Genomic DNA, 21,437 nt, shown 5'->3' on the forward strand with positions numbered 1-21,437 from the left:
CCTGTATCGAGTACAAGTTGTCTTTTTTTCTTTCACAACGCGAATAGTCATTTAATAGAAAAAACATCAATGTTCAAAATTACTGAATCAAGATTTGCGCTCATCATAAGTGTGGTCGCGTTAGCCGCCACCATAAGTCAAGCATGGTCTGCACGGAAGGCAAATTTATTCAACGAGGAAAAGGTCACAATTGATGCAGGACCAAACGAAAATTCACTTGAACGCACAGGTATGATTTCCTGCTGGGGTGATGGGCTCACTGCTATCACTTTGAACTGGCAAGTAACGGTTTTTAATAATTCGACTCAGCCCATAACCATCAAGAATCTCAAAGCCGTTTCTATGACGCCAGCCGGACCAAACAGCGCGCAAACTTTCATGGCGTCAGGTCAGGAAAAACAGCAATTTCCGATCTTAATTGAGGCGAAGCATTTTAAGACATTTCGATTTCCGCTCCTGACGCGTGCTTCTCCGGAATTTGGCGATTGGTTTGCAAAAAATGAGGGATGCACCGGAAAGCCGATTTGGCCGTCCGCAGAAGGACTCAAACGATTCGAAGAGACCGGATGGCCAAAACGTGGTTCGGTACGTGCAGTCTTTACTGCGGTCTCCGGTAATGGTGAGAAATTCTTTACGGAGGCAGTCTGGTAAGTCCGATAGACTTATCTGGCACGCAGGCAAACGTTTGATGTCTGGGATGGAGTCAATTGATGAACTTTGTGCCGACCAACGTTGGGCTGGCGATCGCACATGCTCGCTTATCGACCTATGGGCAAATTGAGCCTTTAAGCGACTGGATCGAGTAGGCACGTCCAAAGTTTAAACTGACATCATTCAACGGTCGCAAAAAAGCTCAAACTCATCCAACGGCTGTGTCGGACAAGTTTGAGCTATGGGCCTAAATGCTACGCTATAAATGTAGCTGGCGCTCGATTGCTGCTTTTAGGCGGGCGCCCCAACCGAACGATGCGCTTAGTTACAAACGGTTCGGGCGCCGCTAGTGCAGGCCAGGCAGCTGGACTCAACGAATTGTAGATATTTGGCGCAGTAGCGATGATGCTCTTTTCAATCCTCTCAATCCACTCTCGAAGCAATACCCATTCGGCTTGGGTATAGAGATCAGTAACGATCGGTCGCTTGTGATTGAAAAATCGTGCGTAGATGTTTTCTGGCACAGCCAAAGTCACCATCATAGTGCCGAAGCTCCTGCGAAGATCGTGATTTGTCAACTTCGGAATTTCGGCATCCTCTCGAATGTCATTCAAGATGTATGTAGAGTCCGAGTAATGGCCCGTTTTGCAGAACTTATTACGCGCCGGGAAGACGAACTTTCGGGCCAACGAAGTCGACTCGCCTGCAATAAAAGCTTCAGCACACAGAGCTTGTCGGCGCCGGAGCAACTCCACCGCGATTGGGCCTAGCGGAAGCATGTGATTCAAACCGTTCTTCGTTTGATAAAAGAAGATATACGCACCGCGCTCGGGACAATCCAACATCACATGGCTAGTCTTAAGACGCTGCTCAGGAGTCAGTTGCTCGCCCCACTGAGTAGCTCCATGTTCTGACTTGCGGCACCCCAGCAGCAACTGCAGAATCAAGAAATCGACAGCGGTTTCATTGTCGTTATACCTCCTTTTCGCCCAGGCAACCTCCAGGAAAGGCCCTAATGTCGTAGAAGGTATAAGGGGGTTTCGAACTTGGTTCTCTTGCCTCAACAATTCCAGTTGAGCTGGCGTGCGAAACATCTTATCTAATACCAACACTTCGAATGGATTCGCCGTGAGACGAGGATTGCGTTGCTCACTGCGCGCTGCGAGTTTCTCTTTTTGAATGTACCAATTCACGCAGGTAATCGCATGACGAAACGCGCGCTCTTTTGCGCTTGGATGCGTTTTGACTTCCTCAATGAACTTCTCCGATATCTCGTCGATAGACAGCTCACAAACCTTTTTGCGAAGCCAACCGTAACCGTCGAACTTGCGAACGTCCACATCGTGTGCCTTCAAAGTGCTGTCGGATGCTGGCTTGACGGCCCGCGTAGCTAAGTGCCTCTTGTAGGAATCGAACGCCTGCCCCAGTGTAATCTCATTGGCGCGTCGCATTCGTTGCTCAACAACCGGATTCTTACCGGTCTCCTTCATCGCGATTGCCAACCCGGCGGCAACTTCACGTGCGCGAGGCAGCGGCGATTTGCCTCCCGTCATGAAGTCCGCCACATCTCCAACTTTCGCCAACATGGACTTACCATCCACTTTGCGTCGCAGAACAAACGTCTTCTTGCCGGCGACTTTGACACCGAACCCCACCGGTGCATCTTGGGCCGAATCATAGACGATGTAAGGTGCCTCTGCCGGATTGGCTTCGTAGATGATCTGACCTTGTGGATCGATTCCGACTGGACGCTGGTCGATCGACAGGTTCTTAACGAACGGCATTGTGAGGCTGAATTTCATTACGTGTTTCCTTTGCATATAGGTTTGTTAAGCACAGCGCCGCCGGTTTCCCGGTATAATCCGGCGTCCGTATTCCATGCTCCGAGGGGACTAAATTTCCCCTCTAAGCTATTGAATATGTTAAACATTTTCAGACCCCATATTTCGCAGGGGACCACGTTTGAAGCGTTTTTCTGCTTTTTTTCGCTAGTCCCCTTTTGGTACACTTTTTGGAGAAGGAACTTTGCGGCAAGTTGCGGAAAGCTGCGGCAAGTTGCGGTACTCAAAAATGTCTAAGCATTTGATTCAACAGACAAAAAACAACAGAACTGAGCAAACCCAATGAGCGCAAACCCTCCCGAAAAATTGACCCCGATGATGCAGCAGTACATGGGTATCAAGAGCCAGCATCCGGACATGCTGGTTTTTTACCGCATGGGCGATTTCTATGAGCTGTTCCATGAGGACGCGGAAAAGGCGGCGCGCATACTCGGCATTACCCTGACCGCGCGCGGTTCGGCCAACGGCCAGCCGATCAAGATGTGCGGCGTGCCGTTCCATTCGCTCGAAGGCTATCTGGCCAAGCTGGTCAAGATCGGCGAGTCCTGCGCCATTTGCGAGCAAATCGGCGATCCGGCCACCAGCAAAGGCCCGGTCGAACGCAAGGTGATGCGCGTGGTCACACCAGGCACGCTGACCGACGCCGACCTGCTACCGGAGAAATCCGAGCGCCCGCTGCTGGCCCTCGGCATCATCAGCCAGCGCAAGGTGGCCACCGCCGGCCTGGCGTGGCTGTCGCTGGCCAGCGGCGCGTTGCGCCTGATGGAGTTCTCGGGCGACGCCCACACAGTCAGCGCGCGCATCCAGCAGGAGCTGGAGCGCATCTCCCCGGCCGAGATCCTGCGCGGCGATAACGGTGACCTGTTCGAGGAATACACGGCCTGCCACGTCAACAATGTGCCGGAGTGGCACTTCGACGTCGTCAGCGGCCACAAGGCGCTGCTCGACCAACTGGCCGTGTCCACCCTCACCGGCTTTGGCGCCGATGGCCTGGGCGCCGCCTTCGGCGCGGCCGGCGCGCTGCTGCGCTACGCGCAATCGACGCAAGGCCGTGGCCTGCAGCACGTGCGCACGCTCACCACCGAAACCGAAAATGAATTCATCGGCCTCGATGCCGCCACCCGCCGCAACCTGGAACTGACCGAGACCATCCGCGGCCAGGAATCGCCGACGCTGTTCTCGCTGCTGGACCACTGCCGCACCGCCATGGGCTCGCGCCTGCTGCGCCACTGGCTGCACCACGCACGCCGCGACCAGGGTATCGCACGCGCACGCCACCAAGCCATCGGCGCACTGGCGCAGGCCGACGCCACCGGCAGCCTGTCGCACACGCTGGCGCAGGTGCCGGACATCGAACGCATCACCACCCGCATCGCACTGCTGTCGGCGCGTCCACGCGACCTGGCCAGCCTGCGCGACGGCTTGCAGCAACTGCCGGCGCTGCGTCATGGCATGCAGCGCACGCTGGTCGATGCCGAAGGCCTGCTGGCCGCCGTCCACGCCGACCTGGCCACGCCGGCCGCCTGTCTCGATCTGCTACAACGCGCCGTGATGCCGGAACCGGCCGTGATGGTGCGCGACGGCGGCGTGATCGCGCGCGGCTTCGATGCGGAACTGGACGAACTGCGCGGCCTGTCGGAAAACGCCGGCCAGTATCTGGTGGACCTGGAAGTGCGCGAACGCGCCCGCACCGGCATCGCCAATCTGCGCGTGGAGTACAACAAGGTGCACGGCTTCTATATCGAAGTCACCAACGGCCAGGCCACCAAGGTGCCGGACGATTACCGCCGTCGCCAAACGTTGAAGAACTGCGAGCGTTACATCACGCCGGAACTGAAGGCTTTCGAAGACAAGGCCCTGTCGGCGCAGGACCGCGCGCTGGCGCGCGAGAAGATGCTGTACGACCAACTGCTGGGCGACCTGGCGCCGTACATCGGCACGCTGCAAAGCATCGCCAAGGCGCTGGCCCAGCTGGATACGCTGACCGCCCTCACCGACCACGCGCTGCGCAACAACTGGTGCGCGCCGCAGCTGGTCGAGACGCCGTGCATCAACATCAAAGAAGGCCGCCATCCAGTGGTGGAAAACCAGATCGAGCGCTTCATCGCCAACGATTGCCGCTTCGTCGATGAACGCCGCCTGCTGCTGATTACCGGTCCTAACATGGGTGGTAAATCGACGTTCATGCGCCAGGTGGCTTTGATTACGCTGCTGGCCTACATGGGTAGCTACGTGCCGGCGCAGAGCGCCGTCATCGGTCCGATCGACCGCATCTTCACCCGCATCGGCGCCACCGACGATCTGGCCGGCGGCCGCTCGACCTTCATGGTGGAGATGACCGAAGCCGCCTCCATCCTGAACGGCGCCACCGAGAATTCGCTGGTGCTGATGGATGAAATCGGCCGTGGCACCTCGACCTTCGACGGCCTGGCGCTGGCGTGGGCGATTGCGCGCCATTTGATCGAGACCAGCCGCAGCTTCACGCTGTTCGCCACCCACTACTTCGAACTGACGCAGCTGCCGGACAATCATCCGACCGCCAGCAACGTGCACCTGTCGGCGGTGGAGCACAAGGACAGCATCGTGTTCCTGCACGCGGTGCAGGATGGCCCGGCGTCGCAGAGCTACGGCTTGCAGGTGGCGCAGCTGGCCGGCGTGCCGCAGCCGGTGATCAAGGCTGCGCGCAAACATCTGGCGCGGCTGGAAGCGCAGGCGCTGGATGCGACGCCGCAGCTGGACTTGTTTGCCGCGCCGTCGGTGGACGCCAACGATGAAGAGATCGACACGCCGACGCCCGCCGCCAGCCCGGCCATGCGCGAGCTGCTCGATGCGCTGGACGATCTGGACCCGGACGCGCTGACGCCGCGCGAGGCACTGGACCGTCTGTATCAGCTGAAGCGCCTGACGGAGTCGGCGCAGGCATGATGCGCGCCGCGCGCCGTCGCCGCACGCTGCTGAGCGCCGTCATGGCGCTGCCGGTAGCAATGGCGATGGCGGCGGCAACGCTGCCGGCTGCGCATGCGGCGCAACCCGGCGCTACGGGCCAGTCGCCGCAATCGGCACAAGCAGCGCAATCGGCGCAATTGGCGCGCAGCTTCCAGTTCGCCATCATCGGCCATCCCTTGCAGCGCGGGCGTGACGAAGCGGCGCTCAAGCGCGCCATTGCGGACGCCGCGCAAACCGATCCGGCCTTCGTGGTCGCCACCGGCATCAAGTCCGCCAGCGAGCCTTGCAGCGACAGGCTGTACGCCCAGCGCCAGGCGCTGCTCAACGAGTCGCCGCCGCCGATGATCATCTCGCTGGCCGGCAGCGACTGGACCGGTTGCGTCAACTCGGCCGGCCGCTCCAACGCCATCGAACGCCTGAACCGCCTGCGCGAATTGTTCTATGTCGACGGCGACTCGCTCGGCGCGCGCCGCATCGCCGTCACGCGATTGTCGTCCACCGCCAAGTTCCGCAGCTATGCGGAGAACGCACACTGGGAATTCGGCAAGGTGCTGTTCGCCACCATCAACCTCCCGGCCACCAACAACCACTTCCGCGCGGAGGCGGGCCGCAACAGCGAGTTCGAAGACCGCCTGGTGGCCAACCGCGCCTGGCTGCACCGCCTGTTCACGCTGGCGGCACGGCAGAAGATGCACGCGCTGGTGCTGTTCTCGGACGGCGATCCCGGCGTGACGACGGAAGAAGGCTTTTCGCTGCTCACCAGTTTCAGGACGAAGCAGGACGGCTTTGCCGAAACGCGCAAGCAGATCCGCACACTGGCGGAGAAGTACAAGGGGAAGGTGCTGCTGATCGACGCTCAACCGGTTACACCGGGAACATCGGGCGAGCCGGCCATTCAATGGCGCGACAACGTGGGACATCTGCACATGGCCGCAGATTGGGCCGAGGTGCGCGTTGCGCCAGGCGCCGCCACCCTTTTCACCATCAAGGGCGGCAGCGCCGAAGCGCAACCTTAAAGCTTAGTGAATCGGGTGGATGGCGACGTGATCGCCCTCTTCGCCTTCATCATCCTCATCACCGTGGTGATGACCGTGCGCGCCGTGCACGTGACCGTGGGCGATTTCTTCATCGCTCGCTTCACGCACATCGACCACTTCCAGCGAGAAGCGCAGCGCCATGCCGGCCAATGGATGGTTGCCATCCAGGACCACCTTGTCGTCGGCGATGTCGGTGACGGTGAAGATCATCGCTTCGTCGTCGCCACTGTCGCCGTCCGGCATGCCTTCGAACTGCATGCCCACTTCCAGCGGTTCCGGCAGGCGCTTGCGCTCTTCAACCTTCACCAGCGCGGCGTCGTAGTCGCCGAATGCATCTTCCGGTTCGATCTGGATAGTCGACGAGTAACCCACGTCTTTGCCATCCAGTTCTTCTTCAATTTTCGGCAGGGTGTTCTCGTAGCCACCGTGCAGGTAGACCATAGGCTGACGGCCGTCTTCGATCAGATTGTCCTGTGCATCGGACAGTTTGTAGTTCACAGTCACGACCGTGTTTTTGGCAATCTTCATGTTGTGCATCCTTTCTTTAATTAGCCCCGGATTATACCTTGGATCGCGCTACGCCCCGGCGCGGCGACGCCAGACGGCGCGCGGCTGGTTATAATGGCGTATGAAAAAATTACCTCTCCTCGGCGATATCACGCCTGCGCAGTTCCTGCGCGACTACTGGCACAAAAAGCCACTCCTGATCCGCAACGCCATCCCCGGCTTCAAGCCGCTGCTGAGCTACGACGCGCTGACCAAGCTGGCCGCCACCAACCACGCCGAATCGCGCCTGGTCACCGCCGTCGACGGCGAATGGGCCATGCAGCACGGCCCGCTGGAAACCCTGCCGGCGCGCGACCAGAAGGAATGGACCATGCTGGTGCAAGGCGTCAACCTGTTCGACGCCAAGGCCGACGCCCTGCTGCGCCAGTTCCGCTTCATCCCGGATGCGCGCCTGGACGACTTGATGGTCAGCTTCGCCACCGACGGCGGCGGTGTCGGTCCCCACTTCGATTCCTACGACGTGTTCCTGCTGCAGGCCCAGGGCCAGCGCCGCTGGAAGATCAGCGCGCAGAAAGACCTGTCGCTGGTGGACGGCCTGCCACTGAAAATCCTGGCCAATTTCCAGGCCGAAGAGGAATTCGTCCTCAATCCGGGCGACATGCTGTACCTGCCGCCGCACTACGCCCACGACGGCGTGGCCATCGGCGATTGCCAGACCTATTCGATCGGCTTCCGTTCGCCGTCCTACCAGGAACTGGGCGAGAACTTCCTGCAATTCATGGCCGACTCCATCGACCTGCCGGGCCGCTACGCCGATCCGGACCTGGAGCCGACCAACAAGCCGGCCGAGATTCCGCGCGCCATGCTGGCCGCGCTGACCGAGGAGCTGAACAAGGTGCGCTTCACCGAAGATGACATCACCATCTTCTTCGGCGAGTACCTGTCCGAGCCGAAGCACAACGTGTTCTTCACCGGCCCGGCCAAGCCGCTCAGCGTCGGCAAGTTCGGCGAAGCGGTGATGAAGAAGGGCCTGTCGCTGTCGGCCAAGACGCAGATGCTGTACCGTGGCAAGAACGTGTTCATTAACGGCGAATCGTTCGGCGTCGGCAAGGCCGACAAGGCCACGCTGGAACTGCTGGCCAACAACCGCCGCCTGGAACCCGCCGAGTTCGCGCAAGCCTCGGACGATGTGCTGGACGCGCTGCACACCTGGTATCAGGACGGCTGGGCCGAACTCGGTTGAGTTGATTTAATTCGGAGGCAATATGGACAGACTGGTCATTCCCTTTACCTCGCGGGCGGAATTTCAGCAGCACCTGGCCAGTTGCCTCTCGCGCGCCCAGCAAACGTTACAGATGTTCGATCCCGACTACGCCAGTTGGGAGCTGGGCAGCAGCGGCACCGACGCCCAGCTGCGGCGCTTCCTGCAGGGCGGCGGCCGGCTGCAACTGGTGGCGCACGAAGGCCGCCAGATGGAGCGCGACGCGCCGCGCTTTCTGCGCCTGCTGAAAGACTACGGCCACTTGGTCGAAGTACGCCGCACCAGCCAGCAATTGCGGCAGTTGACCGACTCCTTCTGCATCGCCGACCAGCGCGATATCGTGCGCCGTTTTCACGCCGATTATTTCCGTGGTGAAGCGGTTTTCAACGGCCCCAACGACCTGCAAACCAGCCTGGAACGTTTCCTTACAATTTGGATAGAATCCGGCCCCGGATTGTATGGAAACTCAACAGGATTATGAGTCGCTTCGGGTAAAATGCGGAAGTTCGATGCGAACACTGGTAATAGTGCAAAGATAGAGTGCCAAGCTTGACCTTAACCAAATGTTGCGGTAACGCAAAATAGTTATGTGTTAGGCTTGTTGAACTATTGCGATGCACTAAAAATCGCTATAATATTCGGCTAGGAAGTTTCCGTTGTCTAGTAGGCACCTTTTAAGGTACGAAAGCCTTCGAGGACGACCTAATGAGCGATAATTACCGGTAATTATTAATCGCAACACTGTGTTTAATTTTTGAATTAACTAAGGAAAACCCATGAAAAAATCCCTGCTGATCGCCTCCCTGCTGGCTGTTGCTCTGGCTGCTTGCTCGAAAAAAGAAGAAGCTCCTGTTGCTCCAGCTCCAGTAGCTGCTCCAGAAGCTGCTGCTCCAGCACCAGCACCAGCTCCAGCAGCTGACGCAGCTGCTGCTGCTTCGCAAGCTGCTTCGGCTGCTGCTGACGCAGCTGCTGCTGCTTCGCAAGCTGCTTCGGCCGCTGCTGCCGCTGCTCCAGCTGCTTCGAAGTAATATTAGCTTCATAGAAAAACCGGCCTTCGGGCCGGTTTTTTTACGTCTGAATCTTTTAAACTATATTCACGCATAAAAAAACCGCCAGCACCGAACGCGATCTGGATCGCGTTCAGGCTGGCGGTTTTTACACGCCGCGAGCGGCGCTTATTATTTCAGCTGTTCGTGCAGCAGAGTAATAATTTTCTCGCCCACCGGACCGGCTTCAGGCTGGCCGTTATTGTTCAATACCTTGACCACGCTGCTATTGCCTTCGCTGGCTTTCACCGAAATACGATAGCGCTGCGCTTCCTTCTCCTGCTCCGACGACGCCCCCCAGCTGAACAGCTTGCTGAAGAAGCCTTTGGTTTCGGTCGCATCGTTGATATAACGCACGAAGTAAATACCCTGCACGCGGTCGCGGTCTTCCACGGTGAAGCCGGCGCGGTCCAGCGCCAGGCCTACGCGGCGCCAGGCGCGGTCGAAGCCCTCGTCCACCTGTACCGCACGGTCGGCGCCCGCGCCCACCAGGGAGGCGTGCTGAGGCTGCACAATGGCGCCTTCGACGGCGGTCTTGGCCGACGCCAGCTGTTCGCCGCCGTTGCCCAGCTTGTTCATCAGGCGGGCCAGGAATTCAGCCTCCAGGCCTGGGTCGTTCGGACGGCCCATCCACTTGGTCGATTCCTTGTCCGCGCCCTGAGCCACTTCCTGCACGCCGCGATGGCTGATGTAGATCTCGCTGGAACCGTCGGCACGGCGCTCGATGCGGGTGCGGAACTTGTCGCGCTCGCCGCTCGAATAGACCGAGTCAAATACCTTGCCGATGGTGTTGCGGATGAAATCCTGCGGAATCTTCGCGCGGTTCTCGTTCCACTCGGTTTCCATGATGCCGGCCGCAGGCAGTTCCTGCGACAGGGTGAAGCCCGAATCTTCCCAGAACTGCTTCAGTTGCGGCCACAGCTGCTCCGGCGTCTGCTTGATGATCAGCCAGCGCTGGTTGCCGTCGCGCTCGACCTTGATATCGCTCAGGCTCACCGCCGCCACCGTACCGGCAGGCGGCTGGCCCGGGATGATCACGGCATTCGGGGTGGTTGCGCCCGACATCGCCGCCTTCGAGGCGCTGTAGCCGGAAGCGGTGGCCACGCCGTTGTTCGAATCCGGCAGCGAGTAGCGGTTATCTTTCTGCAATTGCGTCAGGTCCGGCGGCACGTCCAGCGTGCTGGCCTTCTTGGCGGACTTGTAATCGACCTTGTCGTTGCCGATGACCGAGCTGAGCATGCCGCAGCCGGTCAGGGAGCTTACTAAGGCGCCCACTACCAGCGCGCGCTGCGAGGAAATAAAAGCTGTCTTGCGAATAGTCATGTCGTTACTGTTTAAGAAACTGAGTGCAGCAAAATATGATCCGACGCGAGTCGGGACGTGTGCTCGTTGCTACGGGTTTTACAGGACGCCGGCTTCTTGCAGCGCCGCGCGGACTGCCGCGTGGCAATCGTCCGCCAGCGGCACCAGTGGCAGGCGGATACCGGCGGGCATCTTGCCCATTTCCGCCAGCGCCCATTTGACCGGCACCGGATTCGGTTCAATGAACAGTTTCTGGTGCAACGGGAAGACCTTGTTGTTCAGTGCCACGGCCGTGGCGATATCGCCGGCGATGGCGGCGCGGCACATGTCGGCCATGGCGCGCGGGGCCACGTTGGCGGTGACCGAGATGTTGCCGGCGCCGCCGGCCAGCATCAGGGCCATCGCGGTCGGATCGTCGCCCGAGTACACGGCGAACGATTTCGGCGCCAGGCGCAGCAGGTCGTAGCCGCGGCCGATATTGCCGGTCGCGTCTTTCACGCCGATGATGTTCGGGATTTCCGCCAGGCGCAGGATGGTGTCGTTGCTCATGTCGGCAACGGTACGGCCCGGCACGTTGTACAGGATGATCGGCAGGTCCACCGCTTCGGCGATAGCCTTGAAGTGCTGGTACATGCCTTCCTGGGTAGGACGGTTGTAGTAAGGAACCACTTGCAGGGTGGCGTCCGCACCGGCTTCCTTGGCGTAGCGGGTCAGCTTGATCGCTTCGGCGGTCGAGTTGGCGCCGGCGCCGGCGATGATCGGGATGCGGCCCTTGGCATGCGCCACGGTCGCCTTGATCAGGGCGCAGTGCTCTTCCACGCTCACGGTGGCCGATTCACCGGTGGTGCCGGCGATGACGATGCTGTCCGTACCTTCGGCGATGTGCCAGTCGATCAGCTGATTCAAACCCTCAAAGTCCAGACTGCCGTCTGCGTGCATCGGGGTGACGATTGCTACGATGCTGCCCTTAATCATAGGAAACCACTGCGTAAAGTATTAAAACAACGATTGTAGTCGATAGGTTGCGCCCGTGGTGCATCCGGGGGCACAAATCGACGCTCAAAATGGCGGTAATAGAGCCGCTTCTCGGGGAAATTCCGGCTTCACGGCGCATAGACGTTGCACCATGGCAGCTTTTGGATGATCGACCACGCCATCCTCGAAGGCTACCACGCGCAGGCCGTGGGCGCGCGCCAGTTCCAGCAGCTCGCCCGGCTGCAGCAGGAAGGCCGGATTCGACGGCTTGCCGAACTGCGCATTGCCGTCCGCGAAGGTTTCGTAGATCAACACGCCGTTCGGCGCCAAGCTACCCAGCATATCAGCAATTAGCGGACGATGCAGGTAGTTTGTCACCACGATGCCGGCAAAACGGTGCGGACCGAAAGGCCAGGCTGCGCCCTCCTGCTCCAGGTCGATGGCGCTGGTGGTGATGCCCTGGCCGGCGGCGGCGGCCAGCGCTTCCGAGTCGCGGTCGACCGCCACCACTTCGTGGCCCAGGGCCGCCATGTGGCGCGAGTGGCGGCCGCTGCCGCAAGCCAGGTCCAGCACCGCACCGCCGGGTACCAGCGGGGCGTAGCGTTGCACCCAGGGGGAAATTTGATCGCTCATGTTTTACCTGCTTTTACGAATAGGACAGGCCCATGGCCTCGCGCACGTCGCGCATGGTTTCCTGGGCCAGTTTGCGGGCCGCGTCGTTGCCGTCGGCGACGATGGCGCGCACCAGCGACGGGTCGTCCAGATACGGCTGGGCGCGCTCGTGCATCGGTTCCTGTTCCTTGATGATGGCGTCGATCACCGGCTGCTTGCACTCGATGCAGCCGATGCCGGCCGAGGTGCAGCCCTTGACCACCCATTCCTGGGTCGGCACGTCGGAATACACCTGGTGGAACTGCCAGACCGGGCAACGCGCCGGATCGCCGGCGTCGGTGCGGCGCACGCGCGCCGGGTCGGTCGGCATGGTCTTGATTTTCTTGGTGACCGATTCCTTGTCCTCGCGCAGGGCGATGGCGTTGCCGTAGCTCTTGGACATCTTGCGGCCGTCGAGGCCAGGCAGGCGGCCGGACTCGGTGAGGCGCGCGTGCGGCTCCACCAGGATCAGCTTGCGGCTGCCTTCGAGGTAGCCGAACAGGCGTTCGCGGTCGCCCATGGACAGGCTCTGGGCATCGTCCAGCATGGCCTTGGCCTGTTCCAACGCCTCGTCCTTGCCTTCCTGCTGGTATTCGGTGCGCAGTTCGTTGTACAGCTTGGCGCGCTTGCTGCCCAGCTTTTTCACGGCGTCCTGCGCCTTTTCCTCGAAGCCTTTTTCCTTGCCGTACAGGTGATTAAACCGGCGCGCGATTTCGCGCATCATCTCGATGTGCGGCACCTGGTCTTCACCGACCGGCACCTGGCTGGCGCGGTAGATCAGCACGTCGGCCGCCTGCAGCAGCGGGTAGCCGAGGAAGCCGTAGGTGGCCAGGTCCTTGCTGGACAGGTTCTCGATCTGGTCCTTGTAGGTCGGCACGCGTTCGAGCCAGCCCAGCGGCGTGGCCATCGACAGCAGCAGATGCAGCTCGGCGTGCTCGGGCACGCGCGACTGGATGAACAAGGTGGCCTGCGACGGGTCGACGCCGGCGGCCAGCCAGTCGACCAGCATGTCCCAGGTGCTGCGCTCGATCACGGACGGATCGTCGTAGTGCGTGGTCAGCGCGTGCCAGTCGGCCACGAAGAACAGGCACGGCAGCTCGGCCTGCATCCTGATCCAGTTTTTCAGCGCGCCATGGTAGTGGCCCAGATGCATGGAGCCGGTGGGACGCATGCCGGAGACGACGCGGTCGGGATACATGATCAGCCCAGCAGGAAAACGAGCGGCTTGACCAGGATGCCGTAGATGTTCTGCAGCACCGAAATACCGCCAATCATGTAGCCGGTCAGGAAGCCGAACTGCATCAGCAGGATCAGGCCGATGAACACGTACACGCCGTAGCGCTCGATCTGCGCATAGCGGCGCGCCACCGACAAGGGCAGGATGCCGGTCACGATGCGGCCGCCATCGAGCGGCGGTAGCGGAATCAGGTTGAACACGCACATGGCGCAGTTGACCAGCACGCCCGCGCGCGCCATCTGCACGAAGAAGTCGTGCATGTCGAAGCCCATGCCGCGCACCAGCACCACCCAGAACACCATCCAGCCCAGGCCCATGACGAAGTTGGCGGCCGGGCCGGCGGCGGCCACGAAGGCCATGTGCTTTTTCGGATTGCGCAGGCGGCCGAAGTCCACCGGCACCGGCTTGGCGTAACCCAGCGCCGGCAGGTGCAGCAGGCTCAGCACCAGCGGCAACAGGATAGTGCCGAATGGGTCGATGTGCTTGAGCGGATTGGCGGTCAGGCGGCCGAGTTCGGCGGCGGTGGGGTCGCCGAAATAGCGGGCGACGTATCCGTGTGCGGCTTCGTGCAGGGAAATTGCAAAAAGAACAGGGATCAGGTAGACCGCGATGGTCTGGATAATACTGTCGGTTTCGTTCATGAAAGGGATTTTACCAGAGGCGCGGAGCTTGCTTTGCGGCGCCGTCGAAGGCCGGCGCGCTTGCCTTGTTGAGGAATCAGAGTCCGAAGGCGGCGGCGTCGCCCCTGCCCTGGCGCACCAGGACGGCGTCGGCGCCGGTCAGGTCGATCACCGTGGTCGGCTCCATGCTGCAGGCGCCGCCGTCGATGATCAGCTCCAGCTGCTTGCCCAGCCGCTCGCAGATCTCATCGGCGTCGTTGAGCGGATCGGTTTCGTCCGGCATGATCAGCGTGGTGCCGAGCAGCGGCTGGTCCAGCTCGGCCAGCAGGGCGTTGATGATGGCGTCTTCCGGCACCCGCAGGCCGATCGTCTTGCGCGACGGGTGGCTGAGCCGGCGCGGCACGCACTTGGTCGCTTCAAGGATGAAGGTGAACGGCCCGGGCGTAGCCGCCTTCAGCAGGCGGAACTGGCGGTTGTCGACCCGGGCGTAGACGCCCAGCTCGCTCAAATCGCGGCACAGCAGGGTCAAATGGTGTTTCTCGTCGATGCCGCGCAGGCGGCGCAGGCGCTCGACGGCGCCCTTGTCGTCCAGGTGGCAAACCAGCGCGTAGCAGGAATCCGTCGGCACGGCGACAATGCCGCCGCCGTGAATGATCTGCGCGGCCTGCTTGATCAGGCGGGCCTGCGGATTGACGGGATGGATCTGGAAGAACTGGCTCATACCTTATTGTACGGCACGCAGCGCGGCGATACGTTCTTCAAACGGTGGATGGGTCGAGAACAGCGCGCCCCAGCCGCCCCGGCCGCTGCTGATGCCCGAGGCCGCAAACGACTGCGGCAAGGCGCCCGGCTCCACGCCATTCAGGCGTGCCAGCGCGTGCTGCATCGGCACCGTGCTGCCCAGCAGCTTGGCGGAACCGGCGTCGGCGCGGAATTCGCGCTGGCGCGAGAACCAGGCCACGATGATCGAAGCCAACAGGCCGAACACGAGTTCGCACACGAACACCGTCACCATGTAGCCGATGCCGGGTCCGCGACGCTCGCCGTCGCTGTTCTTGTTGAGCATATTGTCGACAAAGAAGCCGACGATGCGCGCCAGGAACACCACGAAAGTGTTGGTAACGCCCTGGATCAGGGTCATGGTGACCATGTCGCCGTTGGCGATGTGCGCCACTTCGTGGCCCAGCACGGCTTCCACTTCATCGCGGTTCATGCTTTCCAGCAGGCCGGTCGAGACCGCGACCAGGGCCGAGTTCTTGAAGGCGCCGGTCGCGAACGCGTTCGGGTCGCCCGGATAGACCGCCACTTCCGGCATGCCGATGCCGGCGCGCTCGGCCAGCGTGCGCACGGTGTTCACCAGCCACAGCTCGGTGGACGAGGATGGATTGTCGATCACGCGCGCGCCGGTCGACCACTTGGCCATCGGCTTGGAAATCAGCAGCGAGAAGATGGCGCCGGTAAAGCCGACCACCAGCGAGAACGCCAGCAGGCTGCCCAGCTGCAGCGTATCGCCCGAGCCCGGACGGCCGATGCCCAGCAGCGACAGCACGATGGACAGCACCAGCATCACGGCAAGGTTGGTGGCGATAAACAGGACAATGCGTTTCATAAAAATCTCCGGGGCGGACAGTTTGCCGAAATCATAAGATAAGGCCGGGCTTGAGGAAAATCAAGGTGCAGGCGCGCGCCGCGCCCGGTAATCGCAAAGCAGGATTACCGGAGCTCAGAACCAGTCGTGCCAGACCGGCGTCACATTGGCGGGCAGCGGCGGCAGCGCGGCGAAGTCGACCCGCGACTCGCCCGGCGCATGGAAATCGGTGCCGCGCGAAGCCAAAAAGCCGTAGTGGTTGGCCAGCTGCGCGTATTCCGGATATTGATCGGGCGTGTGGCTGCCGGTCACCACCTCGATGGCGGCGCCGCCCAGTTGCTTGAATTCGCTGAACAGCTCGCCCTGCGCCAGCGGCGTGAAGCGGTAGCGGCCCGGATGGGCGATCACGGCGATACCGCCGGCGTCGCGGATCCACTTGACCGACTGCTCCAGCGTGGCCCAGCAATGCGGCACATAGCCGGGCTTGCCTTCGGACAGGTATTTCTTGAACACCTCGCCGGTGTTGGCGCAGGCACCGATCTCCACCAGGTAGCGGGCAAAGTGGGTGCGCGACATCAGGTCCGGGTTGCCGACGTATTTCAACGCTCCTTCATAAGCGCCCTCGATGCCGAACGAGGCCAGTTGGCGCGAAATCTCGCGGCCCCGGTTGTCGCGGCCGGAGCGGGTGCTGGCCAGGCCCTGCACCAGCGCGGCGTTGTTCTCGTCGATCCGCAAGCCGACGATGTGCACGGTTTCCTTGGCCCAGGTGATGGAAATCTCGACGCCGGTGACAAAACGCATGCCCTGCGCTTCGGCGGCGGTGCGGGCGGCGGGGATGCCGCGCACCTCGTCGTGGTCGGTCAGCGCCCAGACGTCGACGCCCGCCTTGCGCGCGGTTTCAGCCACGGCGGCGGGACTCAGGACGCCATCGGAGACGTTGGAGTGGCAATGCAGATCAACTTTCATAAACGACATTGTACGCTGCCTCGCGCGCACACGTACCTCCTCGCCTCCCATCCTAGCGGAATTCGAACCCACGCCCCAAAGTAACTTGTAGTAATTTGTAACTTGTAACTATCGGTTGCATCACAACTTGTCTATATGTATTCTTGAAAACTCTACTTTTAATAACAACGGGAGTTAATCTATGAGCATTAGCAGAACGCAAATAAGTAGCAAACCTCGCAACCGCTGGCTAACCTGGCTGGCGCACGCCGGCGTCGCACTGGGCCTGATGTCGGCCGTGTTGCTGGCCGCGCCGGCGCACGCCGACGTGCAGGTGGTCGAGTACGCCCAAGGCTGGATCAACAGTGCCGGCGGCAACAATCGCCCCGGCCCCGACAGCAACAACTACACCGGCAATGAATCCGGTCTGCGCTTCAACAGCTGGGTCGCGTTCTACATCCCGCCCGGCAAGTACACCTCGGCCACCTTGTCGCTCGACCCCAGCACCTACGGCGCCGCCGGCCCCAGCCTGATCGGCATGTACCAGGTGGAGACCAGATTCGATGTGCTGATGGACGACTACGTACCACCCGGCGTCGACGCCTACAAAGACCTGGGCAGCGGCCGCCAGTATGCTTCCGCCACGCTGTTCAACGACCCGCTGAGCCTGAACCTTAACGGGCGCGGCCTGGCCGACATCAACGCCGCAGCAGGCACTTACTTCTTCATCGGTTTTACCAACCACACCCTGAACGCCTTGCCGCAGCACGGCGAGGCCGCCGGCATCTACATCAGCGGCTTCGGCCGTGAACAGGTCATGATGACGCTGGACCTGGGCCAGGCGGCGCCGGTGCCCGAACCTTCCACCTGGGCGCTGCTGCTGGGCGGCGTGTCGCTGCTGGCCGTGCGCGGCCGGCGCCTGCATCGGCGCGGCCTGAAGGCTGCCGGCGCGGCAGCGGCTGTGGCGGCCATCGGCATGGCGCCGGCGGCGCAGGCCGATACCATCGACTTCGAAGGCTTGAACGACATCGCTTTCGTGATGGATGGCGACAGCTTCCAGCACGGCGGTTATCAGTTCGGCGGCCAATTCATCGGCGCCCCGGAAGATAGCGGCGGCCTGGTCGGCGCCATCATGGACGGCGGCGACGCCGGCCTGTGCGAAGCCGGCGGCCTGGAGTGCCCGCGCAACAACGCCAGCCACTACTATGGCGCCCTCAACGACGGCGTTCTGCACATGAGCTCGACGCAGGCCGGGCAGACCTTCCGCCTGAGCAGCTTCGACGCCGCCTTCATCGGCAGCTGGCAAGGCGTGCACCCGGAAATCTCGGGCCTGCTGCTGGTGCGCGGCGAGCGCGCCGACCATACCGTGTTCGATGAAATCTACGCGCTGGCCGACCCGAACCTGGGCTTCGGCCACTACCAGACCAGCGCCGCCTTCAGCACCACCGATTTCGTGCAGCTCAGCTTCACTCCCTACGCTTGCAACTGGTATGAGCAATGCCACGCTTTCGACTCGAATATGGGCCAGATGGGCCTGGACAACCTGAACGTCTCGGCCGTGCCGGAACCCTCCACCTACATGATGCTGGGCATGGGCCTGCTAGGCCTGGCCGCAGTGCGCCGCCAGTCATCCAAACCACAACAGGACTGCTAAATGAAACGACACGCTTTAAGCCTGGCCGTACTGGCGCTGCTGAGCAGCACCGCCCATGCCGCCGAGGCCGATGATATCCGCCGCCCCTACGTGGTGCGCCTGCAGGACAAGCCGGTCGCCGGCTACAACGGCGGACTGGCCGGCATGGCCGCCACGCAACCGGTCGCGGGCTTCGGCCAGCGCATCGACCTGAACAATCCCAATGTCCAGGTCTACGGCGCCTACCTCGACCAGAAACGCAGCGCCGTGCGCGCCACCATCGCCAACGCGCCGGTCAACCACGAATACAAGCTGGTCTTCAACGGCTTCTCCGCCAGCCTGACCGACGCCGAAGTGCGCCAGTTGAAGGCCAACAGCGCCGTGGCCGCCATCGTGCCCAGCACGCCGCGCCAGCTGCTCACCAACCACACCGCCAATTTCCTCGGTCTCGACGCGCCGGGCGGCTTGTGGAGTCAGCTGGGCGGCCAGGAACATGCCGGTGAAGGAATCGTCGTCGGCGTCATCGACGGCGGCATCTGGCCGGAAAATCCGGCCTACGCCGACCGCATCGACAGCCAGGGCATGCCGAGCTTCGACAGCAGCGCGCAGCTGGCCTACGGCCCGCCGCCGGCCGGCTGGAAAGGCGGCTGCGATACCGGCGAAGGCTTCACCGCGTCGCATTGCAACAACAAGCTGATCGGCGCGCGCTACTTCGACGCCGACTTCGCGGCCACCGGCAAGGAACTGCACTGGACCGATTTCCATTCCGCGCGCGACTCCATCGGCGGCGATGTCGGCGAGGGCGGCCACGGCACCCACACCTCCTCCACCGCCGCCGGCAACCGCGCGCCGTCGCGCATCGGCGGTGTCGACATCGGCATGGTGACCGGCATGGCGCCGCGCGCGCGGGTCGCCATGTACAAAGTGTGCTGGTCCTACAACGATACGGAGCATGACGGCAGCATCGGCGCCGGCTGCTGGCCGGGCGACAGCATCGCCGCCATCGAGCAGGCGATTGCCGACGGCGTCAACGTGCTGAACTTCTCGATCAGCGGCGGCGCCACCTCCGACGATCCGGTCGAGGAAGCCTTCCGCCAGGCCAGCAACGCCGGCGTCTTCGTGGCGGCGGCGGCCGGCAATGCCGGTCCCAAGCCCACCGTCAACCACGTGGCGCCATGGCTGACCACCGTCGCGGCATCGTCGCATGACCGCGAATACCTGGCCCGCCTGACCTTGGGCAACGGCGCCGCCTACAGCGGCGCTTCGCTGAACAGCAACCCACTGCCGCGCACCGCGCTGATACGCGGCGAGGATGCGGGCGTGGCCGGCGTCGACCGCGCCCTGGCCCGCTACTGCTTCGGCGCCAGCGACAACAACGGCGTTCCGGTGCTGGATGCGGCCAAGGTGGCCGGCAAGATCGTGGTCTGCGATCGCGGCTCCAACGGCCGGCTCGACAAGGGCAAAGCCGTACTGGCGGCAGGCGGCGCCGGCATGGTGATGGCCGACGACGGCCTCGGCCCGCTGGCCGATCAGCATGTGCTGCCGGCGATCCACGTCAACAAGGCCGATGGCCAACTGATCCAAGCGTATGCCGCCACCGCGCAGGCGGCGGCCGACCTGTCGCGCTACAGCGTGCGCCTCGGCGTGAAACCGGCGCCCATCGTGGCCTCGTTCTCCTCGCGCGGCCCCAGCCGCGCCGAGCGCAACCAGATCAAGCCCGACCTGGCCGCGCCGGGTGTGGACATCCTGGCTGCGGTATCGCCGGGCATGAGCCAGGAGCAGAAGCAGCAGCTGATGGACGGCACCCTGGTCCCACCGTCGAACTGGGCCTTCATGCAGGGCACCTCGATGGCCACGCCGCACGTGGCCGGCCTGGGCGCGCTGCTGCTGCAACGCCATCCGGACTGGAGCCCCGCCGCCATCAAGTCCGCGCTGATGACCTCGGCCATGGATACGCTGCCCGACGCCATCGTTGGCGACCAGGCCGGCATCCTGCCGTGGGCCCAGGGCAGCGGCAACGTGTTGCCGACGCGCGCCGCCGATCCGGGCCTGGTGTACGACATCAAGCCGGCCGAGTATCTCAAATACCTGTGCGCGGTCGGCCGTACGACGGAGGATTGCAGCGGCGCGCAGATGCAGCCGTTCAACCTGAACACGCCGTCGATTGCCGTGGCCAATGTACTGGGGACGGAAACAGTGACCCGCACCGTGACCAACGTCGGCGAGCGCGCCTCGACCTACACCGCCAGCGCCAGCATCAGCGGCTACAAGATCAGCGTCTCGCCATCAACGCTGACGCTGGGGCCGGGAGAGAGCCAGAGCTTCACCGTGACGCTGAACCGCACCGATGCGGCCGACAACACCTGGCAGTACGGCCAGTTGAGCTGGACCGACGGCAGCCACGTGGTGCGCAGCCCGATCGCGGCGCAGTCGGGCCCGCCGGTGATCGCCACCGAGCTGGTCAAATCGGAGCGCGCCAGCGGCATGCGGCTGGTCAGCCTGTACACCGGCTTCACCGGCAAGCTGGGCGTGCAGTTGGCCGGCATGAAGGAAGTGTCGCAGTCGGCGCCGGTCTCGGTGGGTTCGGCGCCGCCGGGCTCGGCCGATTCGCTGGCCCAGGCCGCCGCCACCTGCAATGCCGGCAGCAACGGCGTGCGGGTGATGCCGTTCACGGTGCCGGCCGATACGCTGGTCGCACGCTTTGAAACCTTCGACCGCGATATCGAGAACAACGCCGAGCGGACGCAGGACGTCGACCTGGCCTTGATGAAGGACGGCAAGCTGCTCGACTACAGCATGACGATCGGCTCCAACGAGTCCATCACGGTGACCACACCGAAGGCCGGCGTGTACCAGCTGTGCGTGATCGGCTACGACCTGCCGGCCGGCGCGACGGCCAGGCTGAAAGTATCGTCGGCCATCGTTCCGCGCAACAGCTCGCCGGGCACGCTGAAAGCGGCGGCGCCGGGCAAGGTGTATGGCGGCAGCACCGCCACGGTCGGCCTCAGCTGGTCGGGCCTGGCGGCGGACAAGCGCTATCTGGGCGCCGCCACCTACCTTGATCCGAACGGACGGATCGCCACCACCACGGCGGTGGCGGTCGATACCGACAATGCGGTGCCGGTGGTCAGCGGCATGGAGCGCACCACGCCATCGCGGCGCAGCGAGCTGTAAGCAGCAACGCCGCCTTCGGGCGG

General features: G+C 62.5%; 18 protein-coding genes. 8 read left to right on the plus strand and 10 right to left on the minus strand.

What is annotated here, in order from left to right; genetic code table 11:
* The first annotated feature begins 69 nt into the window (after nt 1–69).
* A complete protein-coding gene (locus ACXZ1M_RS06105) occupies nt 70–651 on the plus strand; it encodes a hypothetical protein (RefSeq protein WP_459052296.1) in 582 nt (193 codons plus the stop codon).
* A 254-nt stretch (nt 652–905) separates the two neighbouring features.
* Here the strand turns inward: ACXZ1M_RS06105 and ACXZ1M_RS06110 are convergent, their stop codons facing one another.
* On the minus strand, nt 906–2,453 hold the full coding sequence (locus tag ACXZ1M_RS06110; protein WP_459052297.1) for a tyrosine-type recombinase/integrase: 1,548 nt from the start codon (nt 2,451–2,453) through the stop codon (nt 906–908).
* Between the two features lie 321 nt (nt 2,454–2,774).
* On the opposite strand from ACXZ1M_RS06110, the gene mutS reads away from it, so the two are divergent.
* Nucleotides 2,775–5,417 (plus strand): DNA mismatch repair protein MutS, encoded by a 2,643-nt coding sequence (gene mutS / locus ACXZ1M_RS06115; RefSeq protein ID WP_459052298.1) that lies wholly within the window; start codon nt 2,775–2,777, stop codon nt 5,415–5,417.
* Nucleotides 5,414–6,454, plus strand: a complete 1,041-nt coding sequence (locus ACXZ1M_RS06120) for a hypothetical protein (protein ID WP_459052299.1) — start codon at nt 5,414–5,416, stop codon at nt 6,452–6,454. Before mutS ends, ACXZ1M_RS06120 begins: the two co-directional genes overlap by 4 nt.
* A gap of 3 nt (nt 6,455–6,457) precedes the next feature.
* On the opposite strand, the gene ACXZ1M_RS06125 is transcribed toward ACXZ1M_RS06120, so the two are convergent.
* On the minus strand, nt 6,458–7,003 hold the full coding sequence (locus tag ACXZ1M_RS06125) for an FKBP-type peptidyl-prolyl cis-trans isomerase (RefSeq protein ID WP_459052300.1): 546 nt from the start codon (nt 7,001–7,003) through the stop codon (nt 6,458–6,460).
* Between the two features lie 100 nt (nt 7,004–7,103).
* On the opposite strand from ACXZ1M_RS06125, the gene ACXZ1M_RS06130 reads away from it, so the two are divergent.
* From ACXZ1M_RS06130 to ACXZ1M_RS06140, 3 genes are all read left to right on the plus strand, one after another.
* The gene (locus ACXZ1M_RS06130) at nt 7,104–8,225 is read left to right on the plus strand and encodes a JmjC domain-containing protein (protein ID WP_459052301.1); all 1,122 of its coding nucleotides are present in this window, start codon (nt 7,104–7,106) and stop codon (nt 8,223–8,225) included.
* 22 nt (nt 8,226–8,247) lie between these two features.
* Nucleotides 8,248–8,724 carry a DUF7931 domain-containing protein gene (locus ACXZ1M_RS06135; protein ID WP_459052302.1) on the plus strand — a complete coding sequence of 159 codons (477 nt, stop codon included), beginning with the start codon at nt 8,248–8,250 and terminating at the stop codon, nt 8,722–8,724.
* Between the two features lie 295 nt (nt 8,725–9,019).
* The gene (locus ACXZ1M_RS06140; protein ID WP_459052303.1) at nt 9,020–9,271 is read left to right on the plus strand and encodes a hypothetical protein; all 252 of its coding nucleotides are present in this window, start codon (nt 9,020–9,022) and stop codon (nt 9,269–9,271) included.
* A 150-nt stretch (nt 9,272–9,421) separates the two neighbouring features.
* Here the strand turns inward: ACXZ1M_RS06140 and bamC are convergent, their stop codons facing one another.
* The 8 genes from bamC to ACXZ1M_RS06180 form a co-directional block, all read right to left on the minus strand.
* Entirely contained in the window at nt 9,422–10,612 is a 1,191-nt protein-coding gene (bamC, locus tag ACXZ1M_RS06145; protein WP_459052304.1) for an outer membrane protein assembly factor BamC, read from the minus strand.
* Between the two features lie 78 nt (nt 10,613–10,690).
* A complete protein-coding gene (gene dapA, locus ACXZ1M_RS06150; RefSeq protein ID WP_459052305.1) occupies nt 10,691–11,566 on the minus strand; it encodes a 4-hydroxy-tetrahydrodipicolinate synthase in 876 nt (291 codons plus the stop codon).
* A gap of 84 nt (nt 11,567–11,650) precedes the next feature.
* The gene (locus tag ACXZ1M_RS06155; RefSeq protein ID WP_459052306.1) at nt 11,651–12,199 is read right to left on the minus strand and encodes a class I SAM-dependent methyltransferase; all 549 of its coding nucleotides are present in this window, start codon (nt 12,197–12,199) and stop codon (nt 11,651–11,653) included.
* 13 nt (nt 12,200–12,212) lie between these two features.
* On the minus strand, nt 12,213–13,415 hold the full coding sequence (locus ACXZ1M_RS06160; protein WP_459052307.1) for a tryptophan--tRNA ligase: 1,203 nt from the start codon (nt 13,413–13,415) through the stop codon (nt 12,213–12,215).
* A gap of 2 nt (nt 13,416–13,417) precedes the next feature.
* The gene (locus ACXZ1M_RS06165; RefSeq protein ID WP_459052308.1) at nt 13,418–14,095 is read right to left on the minus strand and encodes a site-2 protease family protein; all 678 of its coding nucleotides are present in this window, start codon (nt 14,093–14,095) and stop codon (nt 13,418–13,420) included.
* Between the two features lie 76 nt (nt 14,096–14,171).
* Nucleotides 14,172–14,795 (minus strand): L-threonylcarbamoyladenylate synthase, encoded by a 624-nt coding sequence (locus ACXZ1M_RS06170; protein ID WP_459052309.1) that lies wholly within the window; start codon nt 14,793–14,795, stop codon nt 14,172–14,174.
* A gap of 3 nt (nt 14,796–14,798) precedes the next feature.
* Nucleotides 14,799–15,683, minus strand: a complete 885-nt coding sequence (htpX, locus tag ACXZ1M_RS06175) for a protease HtpX (protein ID WP_459052310.1) — start codon at nt 15,681–15,683, stop codon at nt 14,799–14,801.
* A gap of 114 nt (nt 15,684–15,797) precedes the next feature.
* The gene (locus ACXZ1M_RS06180; RefSeq protein WP_459052311.1) at nt 15,798–16,637 is read right to left on the minus strand and encodes a 3',5'-nucleoside bisphosphate phosphatase; all 840 of its coding nucleotides are present in this window, start codon (nt 16,635–16,637) and stop codon (nt 15,798–15,800) included.
* Between the two features lie 172 nt (nt 16,638–16,809).
* On the opposite strand from ACXZ1M_RS06180, the gene ACXZ1M_RS06185 reads away from it, so the two are divergent.
* Together ACXZ1M_RS06185 and ACXZ1M_RS06190 are read left to right on the plus strand one after the other, a co-directional pair.
* Nucleotides 16,810–18,261 carry an NF038120 family PEP-CTERM protein gene (locus ACXZ1M_RS06185; protein WP_459052312.1) on the plus strand — a complete coding sequence of 484 codons (1,452 nt, stop codon included), beginning with the start codon at nt 16,810–16,812 and terminating at the stop codon, nt 18,259–18,261.
* The gene (locus ACXZ1M_RS06190; protein ID WP_459052313.1) at nt 18,262–21,414 is read left to right on the plus strand and encodes a S8 family peptidase; all 3,153 of its coding nucleotides are present in this window, start codon (nt 18,262–18,264) and stop codon (nt 21,412–21,414) included.
* The last annotated feature ends 23 nt before the right edge of the window (nt 21,415–21,437 follow it).

This window comes from Duganella paludis (assembly GCF_054461335.1).